Raw genomic sequence first — 24063 nt, 5'->3', positions numbered from 1 at the left:
GGAGGGCGGATGATGGAAAATCTCTACGTAACCAGTGAGATCACGTTAAATAAAACGGCCGAAAAACGTTCTTCTCCTATACCAACCAACACAGAGTTTTTCAGTTATGATCAACGCGTCGCAAAAAAGACGATCAACTTTCAGTTTAAGGGGGAGCCGTTGGATCTTTCGGAAGCCAATATCATTTTGGGCTTTGACTTCGTGAATGCAGGTCAGTCAGTCCTTTTTGAAAGTGCTGATGGCTCAATCAAAATTGAGGATCCCACAGCCGGAAAAGTAAATGTGATGTTGCCAAATGACATTTACGCGTACTCCGGATCAGTGAACATTTATGTTTTTGTGGAGTTTCCTAATGGCCAATCTTTAGACTATCCGGCATTTAGTACCGAATTCCAAGAATCTTGGCTTGATCAAGATCTTGGAGAAATGGCGCAATTTTATGTGAAGCGGTTCGAGGATCTACGAAACTTGGTTCTGGAACAAGCCTCAGGAATTGATCAGGATTTGACCGAATTTGAAAATCGAATTGGACAAATTGAATCGGACCTTGCGGCCTTTGACATCGATGCCCTAGCGAAGGAAATTGAAGAAGAGATTCGCGCAACGGTAGAAGGAAGGCTCAGTGACATCGAGCAACGACTTGATGATGCGGATTTTGTCACAGAAGAAAGTGTTGATCAAACACTAGAGAAATTTATGTTTGGTGCACCGCTAGTTCGAGAACCATTGCTTGATTTAACTGGGAAAATTCGAGGAAGCTTTGTCGAAAATGTTCATAGAGCAGGTGGCGTCCTCTCGACATCTTTGCCGAGCAATGCTACTGGAGGGACAGAGATCACTCAAGCGCAATACAACCGAATAGCCACGAATGACTTGACTGATACTAGTATTAATTCCACAGCTGCAAATGGTAGGATGCACATTGTATTTACATGGGATGTACTTGGCGATATGAAGCGAAGGTTTCCTGAATTATTCACATTTTTTTCTCCACAAACAGTGCAAGAGGAATTGGCTATAATTCAACCTTTTGTAAAGAATATTCAGTTTACTGCCTATGCGCATATCAATTCCACCACCTCATATCCGATCATTGGGTATCGGAGAATGCCTGAAAACACCGGCTTCAACTGGGAAGAAATGGCAAGCCACGAGAGCACTTTCAATGATAAACTCACTTTTCCACTTGAGTTGATAACCGGTACTACAGTACTGGGGCATGTTGGAAAAGCAGCCGCGGTCTTACGTGGTCCTGAACGACAAGCAACTAATCAAAATGCGATTCGGGTGGCATACGCAAAAGTAGAATATACAGTTGCGCTTAGTTTAACCAATTTATATATACCCAAAAGGATTGATCAGATAGCGAACCCAACCATTGACATGTTCAATCACTTAGCCCAGCGAATCAATGACTTAGAAAAGAGAGGATGACAAAAATGGAAGGACACAAAGCAATTTTTGACACAAGAGATTTACAAGATCTGAGGCCTCTATATACGCCGGAGGATCGCCCTGTATTCCATCCCTATACGGAAGTAGAGCCACCGACTGATCCACACGTGGTGGTTATAGGGTTTGATTTTAATCGCCAACGATGGAGTGTGGTGAGTGCTGCCACGCCAGAAGAAGTCGAAGAGCTACAAGAAACAGCAGACACACTAGGGAAGTCGGTTGTGCAATTGACGTTGCAAAATCTTCAACTAGCACAACAAGTAAGAGAATTGGCTCAAGGAGGGCAAGAAGATGCTTAATTTTGAGACGATCCAAGATTGGTACAATCGTGGCTGGATGACAGAAGATGACGTCGGTCAATTTCTGGCACTTGGTGCGATCACAGAGGAACAGGCAAAACTGATTTTAGAGAATGAGGGTTAGGTAGGTGACTTATGGAGGCATTAACCGTAGCTGAGTGGATCGCAATTGTTTCACTGGCATTTACATTGATTTTTGGTATTGCAAAATTTTATGCGATGTTCACGAAAATGGATCATACACTAAGTGAATTGAATGAGACCATAAAGGAACTAAAAAAAAATCAGACAGAATCTAGCAATCGGCTCTCAATTATCGAGGAACAAATAAGATCTATTTTTAAGCAAATTGGAAAGGGGAGAAAATAAAATGACAGAAATCTTAGCTGCTGCAAGTATTATTACGCCACTAGTCGTTGGTGTCACAGGATTAATCAAAACACAAATGAAGGAGTACAAACTCTTACCCGTGATCAATGTGATTGCGGGTATTTTGTTAGGCGTGCTATACGCAGTGACCCTAGCACCACAAGAGTTAGCAATCTACGCATGGGCTGGGGCTGTATCAGGGTTAGCCGCTGGCGGATTATTTGATTTAGGAAACAGCATAGTTAAACCAGATGTTGATCCACCGGATTATGGTGATGGTCAAGAAGGTACAGAAAACTTAATTTATAAAGAACAGGAGCAGTCGAAAGGCTGATCTTTTTCTATTAAATATTTAGGAGGTAAATCCGATGAGAAACAAAGAAAAATTTTTAGAAGACTACAACAAAGTAGTCAAACCAGAGTTTCAAAATGACGAGAACACGATCGAGGATGCCGCACACACTCTTAACAATATCGAAGGAACGACCGTGACCGTGGCAGCTGAATTTACAGAAACTGGCAAAATGGAAGCATTTGATTTTGAGCAGAAGCAACGACCCAAAACAGATGATCCGGATCAACAGATGCTGGACTGGTATTACGTAGGAAGAGGTGAAGTAAAATGACGATCAGATCAAACGGTGCTGGACACGGAGGAAGAAAAAATGGCTCAAACTGGATGGATCCAGGTGCAGTAGGAAACGGGAGACGTGAAGCAGATGTTGTACGAACAATCACCCAAAAGATGCAAGCAATTGCCAGTGTACGCGATTCTACAGATAACGTTGGCGCAACTGTTAACCAAAACTTGCAGAACCAAGTCACGGTTATGAATGCGGCGGGATCAGGCGTAGCAATCACGAGTCACTTGAATGCCTTTAATGGTCAGGCAACTGGTGTTGAGGTTTTTTATTGGGCTGGTAACGAACAGATGCGTATTTTAGCGGCAGCTGTATCAAAAGTGATTGCGGATACGTTGGGAATTCCGAATCGTGGAGCAAAGCCTACCACAACGTTCTTCGTACACCGTAACACTAATCCGGGCGTCAATGTATTATTGATCGAATGGTGTTTTATCGATAATGCAAATGACATGCGACGATTAGATCAGAACATGGATCAAGCAATCCGTGCGGTGATGAATGTGCTTGGCTACAATACTAGTGGTACAGCAAGTTCGAAGCCTAAAACCCATAACGATTATGTAACTGAAAGTCCAATACAACACGGTGGCGGACAACAGGCAAAACTTGAATTAATGAAAGAAGTTAAGAAAGGAATTTTGACCGCTAGAGGTTGGCAAGGACCGGGTAACCATCGATTTGCATATGTCTTCTTAATGGACCGAAACACAGGTAAAGAGCTTGCACGTGTATCTGTACCAGGAATTGTCCGGAATGACGTGAACAAGCACTTGGGAGTTCCTAACGGTTTACGGTATGGCATGCAAGGTGATTTTGACATGAGCAAATTTGTTGGGAAAAATGTTTATATCATGTTTAGACGTACGAATGATTCAGCAGGAAATACAACTGGTGGACATCAGGACTTCCATTTTAGAGACTTAGCTTTGACTATTCCAAAGCGATAAAAAATAGCCCCTCGTTGAGGGGCGAAATACATAAAGCACATGACTTGAACAATAAATAAAATCATAGTAATCTAAAGTTATCCTCAATACTAAGAAATTCGTTTTTTAATACCCGCCCACTCTCCGGAGTGGGTCTTTTTGTTTAGCTAGAAGTGATCAAATCTTAAGAATCCTCAAACTGAAGTTAAGCGTTCGCAATAATTTAAATTCAGGATTAAACTACCTGTAGGCGCCAATATTAAAGAGAGTATCGACAACTAAAAACTTCTGGGGGAAGTGTATAGCGTGGATATCGATACTCTCTTTAATAATTATATTATACGTATTTTACATAGCAAAACGATTATATCAGTTGAATAATAAATAAAAAGATAGTATTCTTATTGTATCACCCTAACAACATTGCTTTTTTTACATCCCGCTCATGGGAGCGGGGTACATAAACGAACATATTATTTGAACATAGCCTGAAATGGTAGTAAGCTTTACTTAGCCTCACTAATGAGGATTGTATCCTTTAGTGGCCCGCTCTTTTCGAGCGGGTATTTTTTTATTGTGTGCTAATAAACATAGCATTAAAAATGACCATACTTTGACCATACTTCGTCGGAAGAATCGGCTGAGACGAGAAAATATAAAATTATAAAAAACCTTTTATATCAGTATTTAGGGCTGGTTAGGATTAATCAGTAAATATCTGGATTAAAAACCAGGTCTTAAGAAAGCTCGTAAAGCTTCACAGTTCTCAAAACGTTAATATATCTTTATATCAACATTTCAAGACGTTTCGCAATTCATTTTGTGAAGCGTCTTTTTTTGATTTTTATATAAGTAAAATTGGTGAGTTCAAATTGAAAGAATTTCATCCAGAATCAATCGAAGAAAAAGAAGCGACTGCAAAAGAGAATTAGTCAAGTTAAAGAAAGTAAGTTATATTTAGCGGATTACTCCGCCATCATTTGTTTTTCACCGCCAAATGAGCTGAAATGGCGGTGAAAGAATTCTATTATCGTGAGTTGAAAAGACTTTATTTTAGTAATGATCTGCTGAATATCCTAACTGAGATTCTTGAATATAAAGGAAAGCAGGAAATTGTATACCACGACAACGAATAGACGCTTAAAGCAAATCATGTCAGAAAAAGTTAAGTCTCATGATCGGGATATTCTGAAACGGGTCTATGTCAGCTATGATTAAACTCGAGTAATATTTTAACGTTACAAATGAACCTTTATAATTACTCAGCTAAGAGTTACAAAGCATGAACTAACAGCCACCATAAACTAAAAATGAATTGGACGTAAAAAGCCACCTTGCTTCTTTCGTTATTAACCAGAGCATACTCACCTTACTAGCAATGCTCTGGATTTTTATTCTTTAAATCATTCAAAAAAAGATCGATTCTCAAAGTTTGAAACATAGTGTAAAAAATAAATATCTCTATCATCTAAATGTTCTTGTTCGATTCCTTGTCGTATTCTAAAGTCGATAGCTAATAAATCACAATTTGTTTCTATAATCCCAAGAGACTCTTCGAAGATAATGTAAATTGTCTCTTTCTTTAATCCAGGGAGTGTAATTGGATTTTTTGCATATGACTGATAATAGATCTTGCTTTTGGAATTGTCTTCTACATAAAATAGACGAAATTCTATCGCTTTTTCTTGTCGAGAATAGATTGAGTGTACGACATTGATTTTTAACATTTCAAGGTGTTCGTTATAAATAGTCGAAATAGGGGCTTCTTTTATATCTACTATTCCTTTGAGTGTAGCGAAAGGTTCGTTTCTCGTTTTCACACAATGTATTTTTTCTTTATATTTTTCAAAAAGAAAATCCTTATCTAACAATATTCTTTCCTCCCAATTGTTATAAATATTTTCACTTGATCGTTCGTTGGATAGCGGTTACATGTATAGATTACAGGCATCAAATTAGATACTAATGTGTGAATAATATTTTTATAGTTAATATAACGATTAGTATTTTTAATGAGTAAAACAATGGTATAGCTTACAATAAAAACAAAAACTGAGAACTCTCGAAATTGAAGATATTTCCTTCTTTAGAATATCACAACAAACAAATACCGTACCTATATTTTTATTTTTCAAGACGCATAAACAAAAACCACCCAATCACAAATCTCCACCAATCCCCACAAAAAACATCATTTAATGGAAGAATTAATTTCTATCACCAGTTATCTATCCTGTTGGTAAAAATTAATTTTCCCATTCTTTTTTTCATTATTTTCATTATTTTTTCTAATCGATACGTACGACTGTTTTTAATAATAATAAATTGGATAATACCAATTAAATTTAGTTTTTAAGTAGTTTAAAATTATTTAATTTATAAAAAAACTATAGTTATCCACTTGATTATACAACTAAAATGGTTATTTTATATTTTTTTTCAAAATTTATATAAGAGTGGATCGATAAAATGTTGTATATTTTTCCAAGGATTTTTACGCGTGCGTTTTGTTGTTTAATTTTTTTTCAGGAACTGAAATAAAAATAAGATGAAGTGAAAAATAGGGGAAGGTATGATAAACGCAGTTCTAAGAGGGAGGTAGGAAAAGCTGTTTATAGGGAGACGAAAAGGAATCGCTTCTTTGGTTTTGATTTTGCTGTTGCTGACTAGTAACGCAACGATTGGTAAGGCAGATACAGAAAACTATGGAAGTTATGGTGAGACGGGTTTTTATGGTAAATATGAAAAGACGATTTTTCCTGATTCGGACGATTTAACAGAAGATGAGAAACTTATTCTTTCCACTTCTCCAGATGAACAAATAAAAATACCGGCTGCCGGTGATGCTTCCAATGAGGGATTGTATCTTTTATCTTTGATCACAATAGTAGCAAGCATCATTTTGTACTGGAAACTGAGCTTAAATAAAACAATCGTTTAAGCGAAAAAGAAAGGAACATAGGTCTTAAAAATGAGAAATATAAAAAAATATTCTTTAGCAATTATTGCCGGCGTTGGGATAATTTCTACATACGGCACCACGTTTGTCAGTGCAGCTACAGCTGGACAGTATGATTCAAAATCTTCGGTTGAATTCAAACAAGGGACGACTGTTACACCGCCGGTTGATCCAGAAGATCCAGATACAAGTATTCCGGTAGTACCGATCGATCCGACTGACCCGACAAATCCTCCTGGACCTGGTACAGGTGGACCATTATCGATTGACTTTGCATCATCTTTGGCGTTTGGTAAACAGTCGATTTCGTCAAAAGAAGAAACTTATTATGCACATCCTCAAGCGTTTGCTAGTGGAAAAACTGCTGAGAACTATGTACAGGTAACTGATACTCGTGGGAACTTTGCAGGCTGGACGTTATCAGTTGCGACGGATTCACAGTTTCACTTAGACACGGTCGATCCATCAGTGACTGATGAAAGTAGTGCGGAAGTGGGTGATTACTTAACAGGGGCGCAATTAGCTTTTAGTGGTGGTCATGTGAATACAGAAAAAGGAACGGATCCATCGATTTATCCTGAAGAAGTAAAAACAGAGATGTATACGGTATCTCCTGCGGCAACAGTTATTGTCTCTGCGGATAAAAATCAAGGGATGGGTACGTGGATCTATGGTTTAGGTAAACCAACGGATTATGATTCGACGGCGACAACTGGAGATGCAGTTGCGACAAAATCACCGATTACATTATGTGTGCCGGGTGCAACGGTGAAAAAAGCGGGGATTTATACGACCAATCTAAATTGGACGCTATCCGACATTCCAGCAAACTAAATAAATTCAGATATTTTCCTAGGAAGGAGGATTAGATGAAGAAGTTTTTATTAGCAAGCGTGCTTTCGACATTGCTTGGTGCTCTAGCCAGTCAAATGGTTTTTGCAGCGCCTCATGATGATGTAGGAGGGTATGATGCGGTAAAATTCCGATCATCAAAAGAACCGACACTTCCTGTAGATCCTACCAATCCGGAGATTCCAGTTGATCCGATGAATCCTGATGGTTCGAGACCTGAGCCTGGTACAGGCGGCGCGTTATCGATTGATTTTGCTAGTAGTTTGGATTTTGGGATGAATAAGATTTCCAATAAAGATGAGTATTATGCTGCACAGGCGCAAAGATACTTCAATGATCCTCATTTGATCACTCCGAACTTTGTTCAAGTGACAGATAATCGTGGGACATTGGCTGGCTGGACATTAAAGGTGAAAGAAACCCACCAGTTTCGTGCTGAAGAGCCGACTCAATACGAAGAATTAACAGGGGCGACTTTGTTTTTCTTGAAACCAAAGATGGTAAGTAATAGCAACTCCCCGCAACCTACCACTTATGAAGTACTAGGAATGGTTCCGAATCAAGAGAGCATGATCACTAGTGCGGCGGTTGACCAGGGCGCTGGAACATGGATTACACGCTGGGGAGATATGTCAGATTTATTCGAAAAAAAGGAACTAATTGAAGGAGAAGAAGTAAACACAACTTTTACTTCTGCGATTCAATTGTTTGTTCCTGGATCAACACCTAAAGATCCAGTGAGCTATCAAACTAATTTGGTCTGGATTCTTTCAGATCTGCCAACAAACAAATAACAATGTCGTCATTGTAAAGGAGAAATTCACATGAAAAAAGTAACGTTATATACCACAGCTTTACTAGTATCAATGATCGCAGCAGGAGTAGCTACAACAGTATCAGCAGATGAAGTAGCGTCATATGGGGCATATGGTTCAATCAAATATATCCCATCTGCTAGTGTAACTGATCCGATCGATCCATTGAATCCAACACAGCCGATCGTTCCGGAAAACCCTGATCCAACGATCCCAGTTGTTCCTGGAACACCAGGTCCATTGTCGATTGACTTTGCTTCATCTTTTGATTTTGGTACACAAGAAATCACATCTGTAGATAAAGTTTACAATGCGGCAGCACAAAAATACAAAGATGCAGCTGGTAATGCTAAAACTGGTCCAAACTACGTTCAAGTAACAGATAACCGTGGTTCATTAGCTGGTTGGGGCTTAACAGTCAAAGTTAGTGATTTTGCTTCAACAGATGCTGATAATGCTGGTAAACCAGGTGAAAACTTAGATGGTGCAAAAGTTTATTTGACTAATGCAGCGATTGTTTCAGCATCTAAAACACCTGCGGATAAAGTAAAAGCAATTACAATGTTAGATCCAAATGTTCAATCAGACGTGGTCATGGGTGCAACTGATGGCAATGGTGCTGGAACAAGTTTAGTCGATTTTGGTTCAGATACAACAAAAGATTCATCTGTAAAACTAGAAGTTCCAGGTGCTTCAACAAAATTAGCAAGTGACTATAAAGCAACAATGACTTGGTCATTAAGTGATACACCAGCTAACTAAGAAATTTTAAAACATTTATCAAAACCAGAAATGTTCGAATTCAGAAAGTAAAAGAGGAACCCGAGAATCCCCCCACTTTTTTCGTTGACCTCCCTCACTTTTTGAACAAGGCATTGTTGGAAAAATTCAGCTTTAAAAAGAAGAGAATGTGTCAAAGGCTATCCGAAAGTTGGGAAAGCTTTTGACACAGCTTTTCTATTTATAGAAATTAAGGAGAGAGCAGCAATAGTGAAAAGGGCAAAATTTTATTTAATGATGTTCGTAATGGTCATGATGATGGTGGTGGGCGGTAATGTCGTCCAGGCAAATGAGTTTCAATTTTCAATGACACCAGTCTTACCGGAAAACCAAGCAGAAGAGGTCTCTTATTTTGATTTATTGATGACACCTGGGCAGAAACAGACGATCCACGTATTACTGGATAATTCAACCGATAAAGTTGTGACAGTTGAAGCAAATGTAGCAAGTGCAACGACGAATATCAATGGTGTGGTGGAATACAGTCCAAGTGAAAACAAACAAGATAAAACACTAAAGTTTGATCTAGCGAATTATGTGAAGATGCCGAATGAAGTAGCTTTGCAACCAAACTCTCAAACAGACGTAGCTATCGAGGTATCGATGCCATCTGAAAAATTTGATGGTGTAATTGCAGGTGGATTGACGTTCAAGCAAAAATCTTCTGAAACGGACACTTCTTCCAAAGAGGCGAAAGGTGTGTCTTTAAAGAACGAATTTAGTTATGTAGAAGCACTATTGCTGCAACAAACAAAAACAAAAGTTGCGCCCTCACTAACTTTGAATGATGTTGCTCCTTCTCAAGTCAATGCGCGTAATGTCATCAATGCGAATCTTCAAAATTCAGAAATGGGTTATTTGAATCAAATGAAAGTGGACGCAACAGTAACCAACATCGATGATCCAAGTATGACGTTCACTTCAGTCAGAGAAATGATGCAGATGGCACCAAATACGAATTTCGATTACCCGATCGCTATCAGTAATCAAGGGATGTTGGATAGTGGTAATCCATCCCAACCGATGAAAGCTGGAACGTATCATTTAGCCATGGATGTGTATGGTCAAAAAGATCCTAAGGGAGAATATATCCAAACAGAAAAAGATGCAGAGGGTAAAGATACGGATGTTCATTATGTGTACAAATGGCATTTTGAAAAAGATTTCACTATCTCTGCGGAAAAAGCAAAAGAACTAAATGCGAAAGATGTAACGATCGAAAAGAATAATACTTGGATCTACTTCTTGATTGGGGGCATCGTTTTAGCATTGCTTGCTTTCATCTTATTCTTTATTTTGTGGAAACGACGCAAAAAAAATGAAGAAGACGAAGAAGATAAAATCTCATTGCCGTAAAGCGATGCTGTCAATTAGAAAATGGTGATACAAAATGATGTTGGAATTCCTAGATAAAAAATCAATAGGCAGACTGAAATTACTCTTTTATTTAGATGCCAATGCTTCTGTTCCTCTGTTACAAGCGAGTGTGATGGAGGAGCTGAAGATGAATCGATACGAACTCGAGAGCTGTATAAAAGATGTCCAAGAGGATTTGAAGGAGTTTGATTTGACGGATCAGTTCGTCATAGAAACTGGGGTAAAACCGAAGACTGTGAAATATACGCGGAAAACATTTGCAAATATCTCTTGCTTGATCAGCTGTTATGCGAGTCAAAGTACTTTGACTCCCTTGATAAAGGCTGTGCTTATGGAACAAGTCGAAAATACCTTTGATTTAGAAGATGTATTATACGCTTCAAGAGCAACCGTTTATAAAATCATGTCAAAGGCAAATGAGCTGTTAAAACTTTTTGAAATCGAGATTTCTAGCGGTTGTCAGTTCATTGGAAAAGAAAGAGATATTCAATCGTTTTTGTATGGGTATTATTACACGCTGTACGGAGTAAATGCCTATCCTTTTACTGAAAGTATGAAAGAAGAATTAAGTGAAATCATCGATCAACTTCGCCGAATCACTCATTTCCTTGAACACGAGCTTTCAAATTCACAACAGGTAAAGCTGTTGTATCGCTTATTTGTTTTAAAGGTCCGTAACTACTTTGGGCATCAAGGCGAACCGATCATATCTACTGTGCAGGAGGAAGGGTTGGTACAAAAGATAATGGCGGTTTTAAGTCCATACTTTCAAAATTTGCAAGAAGCAGAGATTTACGAGCTTTTGTACTTCATCAGCAGCGAGAATTTATCGCCATATTGTCGACTGATCGAAACAGAAGTGATTACCTCTCTCAATGAAAAAGTGATCAGTAGCGTCGTTGCAGAATTTCACGATGTTGTTTCATGGGGTGAAACACGTGAGGTCATCGATGAGCTTTCACTGATCCATAACAAATTGGTGTTTCAGAAACGCACAAATTTCGAAAATTCAACGATCCAACAGTTTTCGTTTATTAAAGAAAATTACCAGTTGGCGGAAGCACTTGCTTATCGTATCGTGCAAGAATTATTGGATCTAGAATGGTGTACAGAAACAGTTCGGGCAAATTACCATGAGTTGGCAAAAGAATATATTTTTCTCTTTTTGGCAAGTTTACCGATTGAGCTTCTTTCACCAAAAGTAAGGATCGCCATTGATTTTTCTTTTGGCGAAAGTTACAGCCGCTACATTCAAGAACAGGTGGATGCTTTTGGTAAGTTGAATATTGAGTCTTTTGTAGGAGAATCAGGAGAAAACGCGGATATTTGTATTTCAGATATGTTGAAGTGGCAAAGTAAGCAACATCAAGTGATTTGGCTATCTCCTCCAACAGCATCCGATTGGGAAAAGTTAGGCGATCTGATCGTAAATGTAAAAATACAGAAGTGTGGGAAGAATCATGAGAAAAATCACGAAAATATCTCTTCCTAAATTTAGTAAAAGCTATCTTTATGCCAGTATATTTTTTGCCCTTATTGTTCAGGGAGACCATACGATTACTGCTGCAGATGAAGAAATTCTCAATCCGCTAAATCCTTCAGAATCTGTCGCGCCTAAAAACCCGGAACGCATGCCATTGCCAGCTGAAGAAACAACACCTTCTTCTAAAGAGGAGAAAGCAGAAAAGCAAGCACCACAAACGCAAGGGGAACCGCCAAAGAAACATGAGAGTAAGAAAAAAGTGGTGAAAAAAGAGGATTTCTTTCACCCTGGGGAGCATTTGGTGCTAAATAAAAGAAGTAAATCGAGCGCTGGAATGGGTGAAGATGCAAGAGTGGGAAAAACAGATACAGGGGTAATGCTAGCAGCATTGTCTGGAAAAATGCTCTTTGGTATGGGACGGTTAGACGGGGAAAGCTACGTCAGAAAAGAGCGAACAGACACTACTAGTCAGAATGAATCGATAAAAACAGGGATGATGTTTGATGAGACAAGTTTATTTTAAAACAAGTTGCGTTAAAGGAATGGCAGACTTATATTGGCTGACAAAAGATGCGTTACAAAGTAGGCAATTGACACAGGAAAATCTTGAATGGGTCAACGATTCGATTGATCAAGGTAACTACGATGGCTAACTGGAGGAAAAGGAGAGGCCGATCAAACAGTCAAAATAGATTGAAGCTATTGATCAGTGTCTTAGTATTACTTGCTGTGAGTCTAATGGCTGTGCCTTTTTCGAAGTATTTTCTGATAGCGACCCACTCGCAATTTGAGCGTACAACGATTCGAAATGAAGTGCCAGAAAATGTGCCACCATCTGAAGCTGTCAAAGTATTGAATGTTCAAGATGTCTTTGAGGCGGCGCGCCAAACCAGTGACGATGCGATTGGTCAGATCGTTATTCCTGACGTAGCGATTTCACAACCGATATTTCTTGGTTTGACAACAGAACATCTAATTGATGGAGTAGTTAGTTTGTTTCCTCAGCGTGAACCAGAGTTGGGATCAATGACGTTGATCGGTCATCACGCTGGAGCTTACGATCTGCTTTTTGCTCGAATCGAAGAACTGAAAAAAGGTGATTCGATTTATATTCACTATCTAAATGATTATTATCAATACAAAGTGGAAAAGTCCTCGCTGATCAGAGAAACAGAAGTCGATAAATTTGCTGATAGAGGCGCAGAGATTCTTTTTCTAGTTACATGTAGTCAAGAAGAGCAAACACCTTACCGCATACTCGTGGAAGCGAAAAAGGTGCATGGAGAAATAACACCTGCCGCAACATTTGAACAAGAGGCAGTCGTCGTCAAAAAAGCGAAGGATAAACAATATCTTGTCAAGTTTATCCTACCGCTTCTGATTATTACTATTGCTACTATTTTCTTCTTGATTTTCGTCTGGCGTACTTAACGGGGAACGCTCAAAAATATCAACGTTACTGCCCTTTCGTTTGATAGACGTTTGATTGACCGTCATTCTTGAAAATCAAGAGTTTAGATAGAGTAGGAGGTTGTGACAGAAGCGCACAGCTCCGGTAAATGAGCAGTAAAAACCGAAAAGAGCTTCTCGTATTTTTGTTTTTTTGCTGCTTATTCGCTCATTCTAAATGGCCAAATTGCTTTTTCGTACGGAAGGTATCAATGAAATTCACGATCTCGAGCCATTGTAACGGAGTTGGTTTGACACCGATAAAATAGATTTCTGCCTTTGGATTGATTTCCTGTCCTTCTTTTAATGGAAAGTCACAAAAGATGATCTCAGGCCATTTATCATATTCCACCACTTCGATGGGTCTGGGATTTAGTTTTTCTAAGTAGCGGACGAGCTCTGTTTTATGGAGTTTTCCATATTTAGTCAGTATGGCTACTTTCACTGAATCTAGCTGTTCTTCAAGGACCCATGACAATAGTTGGAACAACGAGAAACGAAAAGACTGACTATTGAAGATCCGTTGCCATTTTTCTTCTTTTAGTGGAATTTGAGAAATAATCTTGTCTACGATTTTAAAATAATGGTCCTTTGTTGGATCGCCATAATAGAAATGCTCTAAATCAGAGTAAGGCGGCACGTAGCTGTCACTTCCATAACTGAGAAAATAGGTTACTCGATAGATCATGTTGAGGGAGAGAAAACGTTCCTGTTGCAAGGTCAATCGTCGCTCCGTTTGTTGAAAAAGTTGTTCTAAAATCGATTGTTCAAGCTGTTTGTACTCCTCCGTATAAAAGTCACGACAAGGTGGTAATTCCTCCTTTTCATGATAAGTGTAAGTAGGCACGACAGTGAACACGTAGTAAAGATAATTGATTTCTGTTTCAGTTAATATTTTTTTGAAAAAGCGACTAGCGATTTCTTTTGATTGTATTTGTTGTTTGAAAACGTCATAAGTGATCAAAGGATTTCTAACTTCTGCGATCGTGGCAGGTAAGCTAGTGATCGGATGACCATGATTTATTCTGTGTTGTGTGATCTTCATAAATAAATAGAGCTTACGGATATCTTCACGAGAATGCATCGGCAAATATTCGTGGATCATTGCCGCGAGTGCTTGGAAACTCTCAGGATATTCAGGGATGATCGGTTCCCTCTCATCATGTAAATGCCAGAAAAGTTCAAAGAAAAAATGACGGATACGGTATTCTTCACCACTGATTTTTTTCTTGAATAACAAATACTCAAGGGAGTGTTCCCCAAGCAGCACTCGTACAGGTTTCAGCTTAGGTAACACACTTTGTTGGTGCATATGGACAGACTCAGAAAAAGAGGATAAGTTTTGAAATTCTTCTTTATAAATAGAAAGGACGAATTTAAATCCAACAGTTTCTTTAAATAGGAGAATGTAGACTTTAAGTAACAAAAATTCTTTTGAAAAACAGATAGATAAGCCATGCTTATCATAGCTGAAGTCAAAAGTTGGATACTGTTCTTTTATTTCTTCCACTCTGTTTCCGATTGCTTTATAACGATACTCTGAAATATTTAGTGCTTCTTGGATACTTTTCTTTGGATAATAATCTTTTTTATTTATATAACAGTATTGGAAGAACTGGATAATTTCATTTTCTTTATAATTAAAAAAATATTCTCTCATGACTTCACCTCCACTGTGCTTGGATCAAATTAAAATGGCACGTTTCTTATTCAATATTATATAGATATCTCATGAGAAAACCTACTAAATAAATGAAATGATTAAAAAAATGTAGACAGCTGTCATACGTTTTTATGATTTGCTTTAATCGATAAATAATACTCATTATGTATAGGCCGTGAAAAATAGAAGTGCTGTCTTCAGCAAGATACCGCATACTTTGTGTCTTATAAGTGCGCAACCATCTCAAAAGAAAGAAGAGAAAATGGATGAATAAAAAGAAAACAATCATATCAAAAATTACTATCGGGTTCAGTATCCTTGCTCTATCGCCCTTTTTGAGTCCCAATTTTGGAGATCAAGTTGAAGCGGCTACGGCTATTTCTGGTACATTAGAGCCTGGGAAAAATTCAGATACTGGCAACCATACTTTGGATAGCACCTTTCAACAAAATCCCAATAACTGGAGTATATTAACAGGGGATAGCAAGTGGTGGAAATGGGATCCTTCGGGAAATAATTATCTCTGGTTAGCCAATTCAGTTAAAAATTCATGGGTCTATCAATCTACCATCGCAACACTTGATTTTTCTAAACCACTAACGATCAAAACGCCCTATTGGTATGATAAAGCAGATGTTTGGAAAATGGGGGATGCTGCGGGATTCTTTTTAACTCCGGCAAATAACGAGACGATCAAACAAAATGCACCGAATGCAACGGGACAGAAGTTAGGGATCGCTGGCTTAAAAGACAGTTTCTTTGTAGGGCGTGACATTTGGTACAACAGTGCATTTGATGGCCCAACTGGCACCAATAAAGGTCAGGATAAAATCGAAATTCGAAAGACAGATTCAACTGGGGCTATCGAACAATCAAGTACCGCTACTGTTCCATGGGTAGAAGCGTCAGCGCCGTTGCAGTTTCAAGGGTCTGGAACAACTCGTTGGAGCTCTGAAACACAAACATTGGCTTGGTCGGATATTGTAGATAATAAAAATGGTACTTACACTGGCAAACTATCACTTACTTCTACGCCAGACACTGGCTATAACAATAATGGCGCATACGGTCCAAAAACAATTTCAAGAACGATCACCATTAGAAAAAATATTTCTTTTGGTAGCTTGGCAATTACAGGGAACAACACTGGCGTGATCGAAAGTGGTAATGCTTCTAAAAATGCTTCATTTATGGCGACTCGTGGTACGGTGACTTTCCCAGTGAACTTTATCGATGCGACGACGAATGAACCCATCAAAAAAGTAGAAGCAGCTACGATCACTGCGAATGTGGGTGACAAGATCGGTGTAACAGACGGTGCAGCGAATGCCTCAGACAATTTCACTTATCGTGCACCAGCGCTTACCGGATATACTTTTTTAAGTGGGGAATCAATCTCTGTGGCTAACTATGATGAATATGTCAAAGCAAATCCTAACGCGATCAATGTTTATTATACGCCTATTGACGAGAAAGTGGATTTCAGAACATATTACCTAAAAGATACGCCAGGAACTGGGGTCGTAACAGATCCAATCACAGGATTGATGGGTGGTCATCCAGCCTCGACCCTCTCGTTCACAGCAGGATCGGCGCCAGCATTACCATTGGCTAGTCCACCGTCGTTTACTGGTAAATATGGGGCAACCTTCCCAACAGTACCTAAATTAAGCGTACCAACAGGATATAAATTAGATCACGTTGTGGCTCCTGACGGTCAAGGTGGGAAAACATATCCGGATATTGCTTCAGCGGTTACTGCCAATTCAAAATTTGATGATTTAGCCAACAATCCTTGGGCGAATTATTTTACGATTTACTTAGCGACCGATGCAGCTTCGGCTAGTTTTTCCTATAAATATGTAGAGGGTACGAGACCCAATGTTCCTGATCTGCCTGTGATTCCGACTGAAACAGGTGTAACCGGTGGAGTCATCAAAGATCCGAGTGATCATTTACCTGAACTTCCCGCTGGTGCCACAATCAAAGATGTGACAGCGCCTGATGGCAATACGTATGGCAGTCTGAGCGAGGCTTTAGCCGTTGACGCAAATAAGTATTACCACGCAGGCACTGTGGCTTTTACTCTGAATGTCACAGCGCCACCGGCTTTGCCAACACTTGATGAAGTACCAACCGTGGAATTTGGGACACAGGCATTGAAATCAGGTACTCACGCATATGACAGTGAGGCGCAGACAGGATTAAAAGTCACCGATGAATCCTATACAAACAAAGGCTGGCATGTGACAGCATCAATGACGCAACAATTTACGAGTGATCCAACAGCTGATTTGGGTACAGCACCGTTTGGCACCTTCTTAAAAGGCGCAAGTATCAGTTTTCATGCAGGCAATCTAAGCACAGCGACAGGAAATACTGCAAAAGAACCTCAAGCGCTTGACTTTACCTTACAAGAAGACGGTGCGGCTGTATCTGTCATGGATGCCACTGCTGGTACGGGTCAAGGTGCCTGGGAGTTAAGTTATGAAAATGTCCAGTTAAATGTCGATGGCGATCAGGTTGCGGTAGGGAAGCCTTACCAAGCGACGATCAATTGGTCATTAAGTGATGTACCAGCTAATTGATGAGGAATATTGCTAATGGAAGCAAAGTCATTTGAACACTTATTTGATTGAAAAATTGAGGTAGGACGTGAGTTTTTAGCCTCAATAAACAAGGCGACATCCATGAAAATTCTTTGTATTTTTGTGGGTGTCGCCTTATTTATGCAGAAAATATCTCTCTATGATAGGCTGTGTATTCTATGTTAGAGATATTGTGTAATTTGTAGGTTCACTTGCTGTACTTATTTTAGGGCAAACAAAGTTATTTCAATTAATGCCGCAAGTTATTTTAAAGCTGTGAGGCTGTTCAAAGAATCCATGTTGGCATTACGAATCAATCAAGCTGGTTGAGAGAATAAAATCTTAAATTAAAAAATATTTCAAAAGGTTATTTATGATGTTCGCTTTAAAATTTATGACCAAAGTGTTATGTTTTCATATAGTTATCTTTAGTTTAAATAATGTAACTATATGGTTGTGAAGAAGCTGGGAATGAGGGGCAGATTCTTAGGTGTTTGGAGATGAACGCTTTTCTCACAACCTAATAAACGGTGTTCGAAAAGCTGACCTTCAACATTAAGCTGAAAAATCAAAAAATATGAAAAGCTATTTTCTGATTTTCCATCTTACTGCTCAGGTCAAAGCGCTTTTCTCACAACCTTGTGTAACCGAATACATTTTGTCCGCTGCAATGGACATTGTGTAGTGAAGCAGGATCAAAAAAATCGCTTATGATAAAGATACAGGGGGGATAGAGCTATGACTAGTCAAATGGATCGAGGGAATAAATTAACGCTTCTTTTATCAAAACAACGAGATTATGTTACGTCTGAAGTGTTGGCAGAGTTAATGAGTACCTCTACCAAGACCGTCTACCGCTTAGTTAAAAAAATCAATGATGAGTTTCCGAATGGCCCGCTGATTTTGTCTGAAAAGGGTCGAGGATACAAACTTGATTATGAGAAATATATTGCACAGACGAACCAAACGATTGTGTCTTCTGTGGAAGTCCTTCCGTCAGAACGACAAAATAATGTAATGGAAGAATTATTATTATCCTCTCCTAAAGCACTGAAAGTCATTGATTTGTATCAAACGTATTATGTCGGTGACTCAGCCATTGCAAATGATGAAAAAATCATTGCCGAACGGATCGCAACGTATGATCTACAGTTGATCCGCAAAAATCGGACATTAGCCATCGAAGGGAAAGAAGAGAATATCCGCCGAGCAATCACTGAATTGATTCAGCGATTGAATATTTTCGATATTGATGAAATCGCTTTATCTGATGAATTCGACTTCAATCGTTATGATGCGAATTTTGTCATCGAACAGATCAAGCTGATTGAAAAGAAATTGAATGGAACGATTCCTTATCCTTACAATATTAACATTTTCTCCCATCTATATATTGCTGTACGTCGAGCAAGGAAGACGAATTACCAAGCGGCTGGTGAAAAATTAACGATGGAACAATTGCAATTTTTAGATAAAGAATCTGTGATTCGTGATATTGCGATCGAAGTGATCCGCCAAGTAGAAGTGTACTTGAAAACTAAATTACCAGTCAGCGAAATCTATTATCTCTATCAATATCTACTTTCTTCTAGAACAGATAATAACCAATCGAAAACACAAACGTTCACGGAAGAAGTGATTGAGATTACCTCTTATTATTTGCATCAAGTCGGTGAAAAGCTAAATCTCAACGTGGCAAATGAGCTGATTTTTACAGATCTTGCCAATCATATCAAACCATTGATCAATCGCTTGCGTCATCAAATCAGGGTCAAAAATAGTTTGTTGGATCAAATCCAGTTAACGTATGAAACGATTTTCAATACTGTAGCGGAAGTATCAGAACAGGTGAGTCAAACCTTTCAATTACCAACGATCACTCCCGATGAGATCGGGTTCATTACATTGTATTTTGCCCGAATGATCGAGACGCACCAATTTCCAATTCAAACGCTGATCATGTGTACGACCGGTGTTGGGACTTCTGAACTATTGAAAGTGAAGTTAGCTAAAAAATTCCCTGAATTAGAGATCGTCGATGTGATCAGTACAAAAAATTACCAGTCGGTGTTAGAAAAGACACCAGGGATCGAATTGATTTTAACGACAGTTGGCTTGAAAGAAGCATTTCCTATCCAATCTTTGATCGTTAGTGCGATGTTGACTGCTGACGATCAGTCAAGAATCCAAAAGAAAATCGAGGACATTTATCATGACAGATAATTTTGTGGAAATATTCGATCAGATCGCACTTACTTCTAAAGTAGCGACGTATGAATGGATCAGTGAACAAGCTTTTCCTACGTCAAAGGAAGCGGCGCAAATGATTTACCAGGCATTACTTGAACGTGAAGCGGCAGGCGATATTCAAATTGAGGAAGGTGTGATTCTCCCTCATCTTGAACATTCAGCGTTAACTAAAACACAGATTTGGCTGATTCGTCCGGAAGAACCAATCACTGAATGGTCGGAACGAATCGCACAAGTAGAATTGATCATTGTTGTCTTACTAGCAGAAAATGAAACATTGGCAGTCAAACGACGACTTGCTGATTTTATGCGAAAACTTGCTGATCCGGATTATCTAGATGATTTGAAAGCAGGGAATTTCGCAAAACCATAAAAATACGACTAAAAATTGGAGGAACAAAAAATGAAAATCGTTGGAGTAGCAGCGTGTACCGTGGGTATTGCGCATACGTATATTGCACAAGAAAAATTAGAGAATGCCGCAAAAAAAGCGGGACATGAGATCCATGTAGAAACGCAAGGAACGATTGGAATCGAGAATGAATTGTCGCAAGAAGCGATCGACCAAGCGGATCTCGTGATTCTCGCAGTGGATGTCAAAATCAGTGGACGTGAACGTTTTGAAGGAAAGAAAATCATCCAAGTCCCAACTGAGATCGCGGTCAAATCACCAAATAAATTAATCGAAAAAGCAATGGAAGTTGTCAGTAACTAACGAGGAGTGAGGAAAATGGAGATCAAAGAAATCATTGATCCAACAATTATCAAAACGAACTTAGATGGAAAAACGAAAGATGCGGTCTTGTATGAATTAGCTAATCGCTTATATGAACAAGAATATATTACGGATGTCGAAGCATTTGTGAAAGACATTTACTTACGAGAAGCACAAGGTCAAACAGGTATCGGCAATTATATCGCTATCCCTCATGGAAAAAGCGCATATGTGAAAAAAGTCGGTGTGGCGATCGGAGTGACGGAAACCGAGATCCCTTGGGAAACATTAGACGGCAAAGGTGTTAAAGGAATCATCTTATTTGCAGTCGGAGATGATACGGAAGGTGCGCAAAAACACTTGAAACTGTTGTCCTTGTTTGCACGTAAGCTGGGAAATGATGAAGTCGTTGAACGATTGATTGCTGCAAAAGAAATCGATGAAGTTATCGCTGCGTTTGGATAAAGAGTAAGGAGGAAGAAAAAATGAAAATCGTTGGAGTAGCAGCATGTACGGTGGGAATCGCGCATACGTACATTGCGCAAGAAAAGTTGGAAAATGCCGCCAAAAAAGCAGGTCATGAGATCCATGTGGAAACACAAGGGACGATCGGGATCGAAAATGAATTGACGGCAGAACAAATCAGTCAAGCAGATGTTGTGATTTTAGCAGTAGATGTCAAAATCAGTGGGCGTGAACGTTTTGAAGGAAAACGTATCGTTCAAGTACCGACTGAAGTTGCTGTGAAATCACCGAGCAAACTGATTGAAAAAGTGGAAGAAGTAGTCGTGCAACAATAATTACCAGAATGGGGGAGACAAAAAATGGAGGCAATTAAAAGGTTAAATTTAAAAGGACATTTATTGACAGCGATTTCATATTTGATTCCAATCGTATGTGGTGCCGGATTCTTGATTGCGATCGGTATGGCCTTTGGTGGAACAAGCCAAGGAACGCTTGTACAAGGCGAGTTTTCGATTTGGGATGCACTAGCAACGATGGGTGGCGCAGGACTAGGTTTATTGCCAGTTGTGATCGCTACGGGGATTTCTTATTCTATTGCAGCTAAACCAGGGATCGCACCAGGTTTTATCATTGGTTTAACAGCGAATGCTATTGGCGCTGGATTTATTGGTGGGATTTTAGGTGGTTATTTAGCCGGTTATCTTGTTTTAGGTATTTTAAAACATGTCAAAGTTCCAAAATGGGCAAAAGGATTGATGCCGACATTGATTATTCCGTTTATCGCATCAATCGTTGGTGGCTTGATCATGGTGTATATCATTGGCGCACCAATTGCCGCATTAACGCTATTATTAACGAATTTCTTAGATGGATTAGGCAATTCTTCTTTATTGATCTTTGGTGGTGTGATCGGTTTGTTAAGTGGGATCGACTACGGTGGACCAATCAACAAAACTGTATTTGCTTTTGTGTTGACGATGCAAGCGGAAGGGTTGAACGGCCCAATCACCGCATTGCAATTAGTCAATACAGCAACACCGATCGGCTTTGGCTTAGCTTATTTTATCGCAAAAATGTTCCGCAAGAATATCTATACTAAAGTGGAAGTAGAAACATTGAAATCAGCAGTGCCAATGGGTGTCATCAATATCGTTGAAGGTGTCATTCCTTTAGTGATGAATGATATCGTACGTGGCGTAGTAGCAACAGCAATCGGAGGCTTTGCTGGTGGAGCGACAACGATGATCTTAGGTGCAGATGCAACAGTTCCTTTCGGTGGTGTCTTGATGATCCCAACGATGTCTCGACCATGGGCAGGTGTGATTGCGATCTTAGTCAACGTGCTAGTAACAGCAGTTGTTTTAGCTGTGATCAAAAAGAACGTGCCAGAAGAAGAGATGGACTTAGTAGTTGAAAAAGAGGAAGAAGATATCAGTTTAGAAGATATCCAAATTTTTTAAAATAAGTGAGTAAACAAGAGGGGCAAAATCGATGAAATTTTTTCTAGATACAGCAGATGTAACAGCAATCAAAAAAATCAATGCATTAGGCTTAGTCGATGGGGTGACAACGAATCCGACGATCATTGCAAAAGAAGGACGCGTATTTGAAGAAGTCATCAAAGAAATCTGTTCGATCGTTGATGGGCCTGTTTCAGCAGAAGTGACTAGCTTGGAAGCAGATGGGATGGTCGCTGAAGCGAAAGAGATCGTACAATGGGCGGAAAATATCGTGATCAAGATCCCGATGACAGAAGAAGGATTGAAAGCGACGAATGAGTTATCAAAATTGGGGATCAAAACCAATGTCACATTGATTTTCTCTGTGGCGCAAGGATTGCTAGCGGCAAAAGCAGGTGCGACGTTTATTTCACCATTTTTAGGTCGCTTAGACGATACAGGCACGAGCGGGATCGAACTTGTCGCAAAACTTCGGGAAGTACTTGATACTTACGGATTTTCTACAGAAATCATCGCAGCAAGTGTTCGCAATTCAGAACACGTGGAAAAAGCGAGTTTAGTCGGCGCACACATCGCCACTGTACCGCCGTCATTGTACCAAACATTGTGGAGTCATCCATTGACAGATAAAGGGATTGCTCAATTCATGGCAGACTGGGAAAGCTTTCAAGGAGGGAACAAATAATGGGAAAAGTTGAATTTTCACCTTCATTGATGACAATGGACTTGGATAAGTTCAAAGAACAAATCGAATTTTTAAATGAGCATGTCGATTCTTATCATATCGACATCATGGACGGTCATTACGTACCAAATATCACGTTATCTCCATGGTTCATTGACGAGGTACGTAAAATCAGTAACTTGCCGATGTCTGCTCACTTAATGGTCAAAGATCAAAGCTTTTGGGTGAATCAATTAATCGAACAAAAGTGTGAATGGATCTGTATGCACGCTGAATTATTAGACGGTCTAGCCTTTCGCTTGATCGATCAAATCCATGATGCAGGGTTAAAAGCAGGCGTCGTTTTGAATCCAGAAACACCGATCGAAGCCATCTTCCCATACATCGAATTGGTCGATAAAATCACGATCATGACGATCGATCCAGGCTTTGCTGGACAACGGTTTATTGAAAGCACACTTGATAAAATCGTTGCTTTACGCGAACTACGTGAAGAAAAAGACTATAACTATGTCATTGAAATGGACGGCTCTTCCAATCGCAAATCATTCAAACGAATTGATGCAGCAGGACCAGACATCTACATCGTCGGCCGCAGTGGCCTGTTCGGCTTAGACGAAAAAATCGAGAAATCATGGGAGATCATGAAAACCGATTATGAAGAAATGACTGGGAAAACGATCGGGTAAAATGAGGTTGTGAAAGGAGCGGTCAGCACTAAGGCATAAGACAGGAACATCGAAAATGGCTCTTTCATTTTTGATGTTTCTGGCTTATGACCGAAGTGTTGCTCCTTGAACACCGTTTATCTAGGTTGTGAGAAAGCCGG

27 protein-coding genes are annotated in these 24063 nt (G+C 39.4%); 25 read left to right on the top strand and 2 right to left on the bottom strand.

Translation table 11 applies throughout. The features are described 5' to 3' along the window. The first annotated feature begins 12 nt into the window (after positions 1–12). From DOK79_RS05285 to DOK79_RS05255, 7 genes are read left to right on the top strand one after another with little or no spacing between them, the layout of a single operon-like run. Positions 13–1434, top strand: a complete 1422-nt coding sequence (locus DOK79_RS05285) for a BppU family phage baseplate upper protein (protein ID WP_206859256.1) — start codon at positions 13–15, stop codon at positions 1432–1434. 5 nt (positions 1435–1439) lie between these two features. Further along, positions 1440–1754 carry a hypothetical protein gene (locus tag DOK79_RS05280; protein ID WP_242543354.1) on the top strand — a complete coding sequence of 105 codons (315 nt, stop codon included), beginning with the start codon at positions 1440–1442 and terminating at the stop codon, positions 1752–1754. Then, positions 1747–1878 (top strand): XkdX family protein, encoded by a 132-nt coding sequence (locus DOK79_RS05275; protein ID WP_206859248.1) that lies wholly within the window; start codon positions 1747–1749, stop codon positions 1876–1878. Before DOK79_RS05280 ends, DOK79_RS05275 begins: the two co-directional genes overlap by 8 nt. Before the next feature lie 11 nt (positions 1879–1889). Then, entirely contained in the window at positions 1890–2123 is a 234-nt protein-coding gene (locus DOK79_RS05270) for a hypothetical protein (RefSeq protein WP_206859246.1), read from the top strand. Position 2124: 1 nt separating this feature from the next. Continuing rightward, positions 2125–2457, top strand: coding sequence for a holin (locus DOK79_RS05265; protein WP_206859244.1), 333 nt, complete (start codon positions 2125–2127; stop codon positions 2455–2457). Positions 2458–2491: 34 nt separating this feature from the next. Beyond that, positions 2492–2749: a hypothetical protein gene (locus DOK79_RS05260; protein WP_096081701.1), complete on the top strand. Its 258-nt coding sequence runs from the start codon at positions 2492–2494 to the stop codon at positions 2747–2749. Further along, a complete protein-coding gene (locus tag DOK79_RS05255; RefSeq protein WP_206859242.1) occupies positions 2746–3714 on the top strand; it encodes an N-acetylmuramoyl-L-alanine amidase in 969 nt (322 codons plus the stop codon). Before DOK79_RS05260 ends, DOK79_RS05255 begins: the two co-directional genes overlap by 4 nt. A 1382-nt stretch (positions 3715–5096) precedes the next feature. On the opposite strand, the gene DOK79_RS05250 is transcribed toward DOK79_RS05255, so the two are convergent. After that, complete coding sequence (locus tag DOK79_RS05250) at positions 5097–5564, bottom strand: hypothetical protein (protein ID WP_206859240.1); 468 nt, start codon at positions 5562–5564, stop codon at positions 5097–5099. 770 nt (positions 5565–6334) lie between these two features. Between DOK79_RS05250 and DOK79_RS05245 the strand changes: the two genes are divergently transcribed. The 9 genes from DOK79_RS05245 (at position 6335) to DOK79_RS05205 (ending at position 13390) form a co-directional block, all read left to right on the top strand. Next, complete coding sequence (locus tag DOK79_RS05245) at positions 6335–6634, top strand: hypothetical protein (RefSeq protein ID WP_206859239.1); 300 nt, start codon at positions 6335–6337, stop codon at positions 6632–6634. Positions 6635–6664: 30 nt separating this feature from the next. Beyond that, positions 6665–7486: a WxL domain-containing protein gene (locus tag DOK79_RS05240; RefSeq protein ID WP_206859237.1), complete on the top strand. Its 822-nt coding sequence runs from the start codon at positions 6665–6667 to the stop codon at positions 7484–7486. A 35-nt stretch (positions 7487–7521) separates the two neighbouring features. Next, positions 7522–8298 carry a WxL domain-containing protein gene (locus DOK79_RS05235; protein ID WP_206859235.1) on the top strand — a complete coding sequence of 259 codons (777 nt, stop codon included), beginning with the start codon at positions 7522–7524 and terminating at the stop codon, positions 8296–8298. 30 nt (positions 8299–8328) lie between these two features. Then, positions 8329–9081, top strand: coding sequence for a WxL domain-containing protein (locus DOK79_RS05230; protein ID WP_206859233.1), 753 nt, complete (start codon positions 8329–8331; stop codon positions 9079–9081). 228 nt (positions 9082–9309) lie between these two features. Continuing rightward, on the top strand, positions 9310–10455 hold the full coding sequence (locus DOK79_RS05225) for a WxL protein peptidoglycan domain-containing protein (protein WP_206859232.1): 1146 nt from the start codon (positions 9310–9312) through the stop codon (positions 10453–10455). A 34-nt stretch (positions 10456–10489) separates the two neighbouring features. Next, on the top strand, positions 10490–11968 hold the full coding sequence (locus DOK79_RS05220) for a helix-turn-helix domain-containing protein (protein WP_206859231.1): 1479 nt from the start codon (positions 10490–10492) through the stop codon (positions 11966–11968). Next, positions 11937–12482, top strand: coding sequence for a hypothetical protein (locus DOK79_RS05215; RefSeq protein WP_206859227.1), 546 nt, complete (start codon positions 11937–11939; stop codon positions 12480–12482). The genes DOK79_RS05220 and DOK79_RS05215 overlap by 32 nt, the downstream gene beginning before the upstream one ends. After that, positions 12463–12612 (top strand): hypothetical protein, encoded by a 150-nt coding sequence (locus tag DOK79_RS05210; RefSeq protein ID WP_206859226.1) that lies wholly within the window; start codon positions 12463–12465, stop codon positions 12610–12612. The genes DOK79_RS05215 and DOK79_RS05210 overlap by 20 nt, the downstream gene beginning before the upstream one ends. A 40-nt stretch (positions 12613–12652) precedes the next feature. Further along, on the top strand, positions 12653–13390 hold the full coding sequence (locus DOK79_RS05205; protein ID WP_206859225.1) for a class A sortase: 738 nt from the start codon (positions 12653–12655) through the stop codon (positions 13388–13390). Positions 13391–13577: 187 nt separating this feature from the next. Here DOK79_RS05205 and DOK79_RS05200 read toward each other — a convergent pair whose 3' ends face one another. Beyond that, positions 13578–15068, bottom strand: a complete 1491-nt coding sequence (locus DOK79_RS05200) for a helix-turn-helix domain-containing protein (RefSeq protein ID WP_206859224.1) — start codon at positions 15066–15068, stop codon at positions 13578–13580. Between the two features lie 269 nt (positions 15069–15337). Between DOK79_RS05200 and DOK79_RS05195 the strand changes: the two genes are divergently transcribed. The 9 genes from DOK79_RS05195 (at position 15338) to alsE (ending at position 23923) form a co-directional block, all read left to right on the top strand. After that, complete coding sequence (locus DOK79_RS05195) at positions 15338–17659, top strand: WxL domain-containing protein (protein WP_206859218.1); 2322 nt, start codon at positions 15338–15340, stop codon at positions 17657–17659. 738 nt (positions 17660–18397) lie between these two features. After that, complete coding sequence (locus tag DOK79_RS05190; protein WP_206859217.1) at positions 18398–19882, top strand: BglG family transcription antiterminator; 1485 nt, start codon at positions 18398–18400, stop codon at positions 19880–19882. After that, positions 19872–20282 carry a PTS sugar transporter subunit IIA gene (locus tag DOK79_RS05185; protein ID WP_206859216.1) on the top strand — a complete coding sequence of 137 codons (411 nt, stop codon included), beginning with the start codon at positions 19872–19874 and terminating at the stop codon, positions 20280–20282. The genes DOK79_RS05190 and DOK79_RS05185 overlap by 11 nt, the downstream gene beginning before the upstream one ends. A gap of 30 nt (positions 20283–20312) precedes the next feature. Next, positions 20313–20624, top strand: a complete 312-nt coding sequence (locus tag DOK79_RS05180) for a PTS fructose transporter subunit IIB (protein ID WP_206859215.1) — start codon at positions 20313–20315, stop codon at positions 20622–20624. Between the two features lie 15 nt (positions 20625–20639). Next, positions 20640–21089, top strand: a complete 450-nt coding sequence (locus tag DOK79_RS05175) for a PTS sugar transporter subunit IIA (RefSeq protein WP_206859214.1) — start codon at positions 20640–20642, stop codon at positions 21087–21089. Between the two features lie 20 nt (positions 21090–21109). After that, positions 21110–21424, top strand: coding sequence for a PTS fructose transporter subunit IIB (locus tag DOK79_RS05170; protein WP_010734014.1), 315 nt, complete (start codon positions 21110–21112; stop codon positions 21422–21424). Between the two features lie 24 nt (positions 21425–21448). After that, positions 21449–22549 carry a PTS fructose transporter subunit IIC gene (locus tag DOK79_RS05165; protein ID WP_206859212.1) on the top strand — a complete coding sequence of 367 codons (1101 nt, stop codon included), beginning with the start codon at positions 21449–21451 and terminating at the stop codon, positions 22547–22549. A 31-nt stretch (positions 22550–22580) separates the two neighbouring features. Beyond that, complete coding sequence (gene fsa, locus DOK79_RS05160) at positions 22581–23234, top strand: fructose-6-phosphate aldolase (RefSeq protein WP_074800904.1); 654 nt, start codon at positions 22581–22583, stop codon at positions 23232–23234. Then, entirely contained in the window at positions 23234–23923 is a 690-nt protein-coding gene (gene alsE, locus DOK79_RS05155) for a D-allulose 6-phosphate 3-epimerase (RefSeq protein WP_206859210.1), read from the top strand. Before fsa ends, alsE begins: the two co-directional genes overlap by 1 nt. Positions 23924–24063 lie beyond the last annotated feature (140 nt).

The sequence above is a fragment of the Enterococcus sp. DIV1094 genome, from assembly GCF_017316305.2.
In the GTDB taxonomy this organism is placed as follows: Bacteria; Bacillota; Bacilli; order Lactobacillales; family Enterococcaceae; genus Enterococcus_B; species Enterococcus_B mangumiae.
Note: the sequence above shows the minus strand (reverse complement) of the source record. Positions and strands in the feature narration are given on the sequence as shown.

Coding starts and splice junctions, on each gene's coding strand:
- DOK79_RS05285 (WP_206859256.1), top strand. CDS start 13: ATGGAAAATCTCTACGTAACCAGTGAGATCACGTTAAATAAAACGGCC.
- DOK79_RS05280 (WP_242543354.1), top strand. CDS start 1,440: ATGGAAGGACACAAAGCAATTTTTGACACAAGAGATTTACAAGATCTG.
- DOK79_RS05275 (WP_206859248.1), top strand. CDS start 1,747: ATGCTTAATTTTGAGACGATCCAAGATTGGTACAATCGTGGCTGGATG.
- DOK79_RS05270 (WP_206859246.1), top strand. CDS start 1,890: ATGGAGGCATTAACCGTAGCTGAGTGGATCGCAATTGTTTCACTGGCA.
- DOK79_RS05265 (WP_206859244.1), top strand. CDS start 2,125: ATGACAGAAATCTTAGCTGCTGCAAGTATTATTACGCCACTAGTCGTT.
- DOK79_RS05260 (WP_096081701.1), top strand. CDS start 2,492: ATGAGAAACAAAGAAAAATTTTTAGAAGACTACAACAAAGTAGTCAAA.
- DOK79_RS05255 (WP_206859242.1), top strand. CDS start 2,746: ATGACGATCAGATCAAACGGTGCTGGACACGGAGGAAGAAAAAATGGC.
- DOK79_RS05240 (WP_206859237.1), top strand. CDS start 6,665: ATGAGAAATATAAAAAAATATTCTTTAGCAATTATTGCCGGCGTTGGG.
- DOK79_RS05235 (WP_206859235.1), top strand. CDS start 7,522: ATGAAGAAGTTTTTATTAGCAAGCGTGCTTTCGACATTGCTTGGTGCT.
- DOK79_RS05230 (WP_206859233.1), top strand. CDS start 8,329: ATGAAAAAAGTAACGTTATATACCACAGCTTTACTAGTATCAATGATC.
- DOK79_RS05220 (WP_206859231.1), top strand. CDS start 10,490: ATGATGTTGGAATTCCTAGATAAAAAATCAATAGGCAGACTGAAATTA.
- DOK79_RS05215 (WP_206859227.1), top strand. CDS start 11,937: ATGAGAAAAATCACGAAAATATCTCTTCCTAAATTTAGTAAAAGCTAT.
- DOK79_RS05210 (WP_206859226.1), top strand. CDS start 12,463: ATGAGACAAGTTTATTTTAAAACAAGTTGCGTTAAAGGAATGGCAGAC.
- DOK79_RS05200 (WP_206859224.1), bottom strand. CDS start 15,068: ATGAGAGAATATTTTTTTAATTATAAAGAAAATGAAATTATCCAGTTC.
- DOK79_RS05195 (WP_206859218.1), top strand. CDS start 15,338: ATGAATAAAAAGAAAACAATCATATCAAAAATTACTATCGGGTTCAGT.
- DOK79_RS05190 (WP_206859217.1), top strand. CDS start 18,398: ATGACTAGTCAAATGGATCGAGGGAATAAATTAACGCTTCTTTTATCA.
- DOK79_RS05185 (WP_206859216.1), top strand. CDS start 19,872: ATGACAGATAATTTTGTGGAAATATTCGATCAGATCGCACTTACTTCT.
- DOK79_RS05180 (WP_206859215.1), top strand. CDS start 20,313: ATGAAAATCGTTGGAGTAGCAGCGTGTACCGTGGGTATTGCGCATACG.
- DOK79_RS05175 (WP_206859214.1), top strand. CDS start 20,640: ATGGAGATCAAAGAAATCATTGATCCAACAATTATCAAAACGAACTTA.
- DOK79_RS05170 (WP_010734014.1), top strand. CDS start 21,110: ATGAAAATCGTTGGAGTAGCAGCATGTACGGTGGGAATCGCGCATACG.
- DOK79_RS05165 (WP_206859212.1), top strand. CDS start 21,449: ATGGAGGCAATTAAAAGGTTAAATTTAAAAGGACATTTATTGACAGCG.
- fsa (WP_074800904.1), top strand. CDS start 22,581: ATGAAATTTTTTCTAGATACAGCAGATGTAACAGCAATCAAAAAAATC.
- alsE (WP_206859210.1), top strand. CDS start 23,234: ATGGGAAAAGTTGAATTTTCACCTTCATTGATGACAATGGACTTGGAT.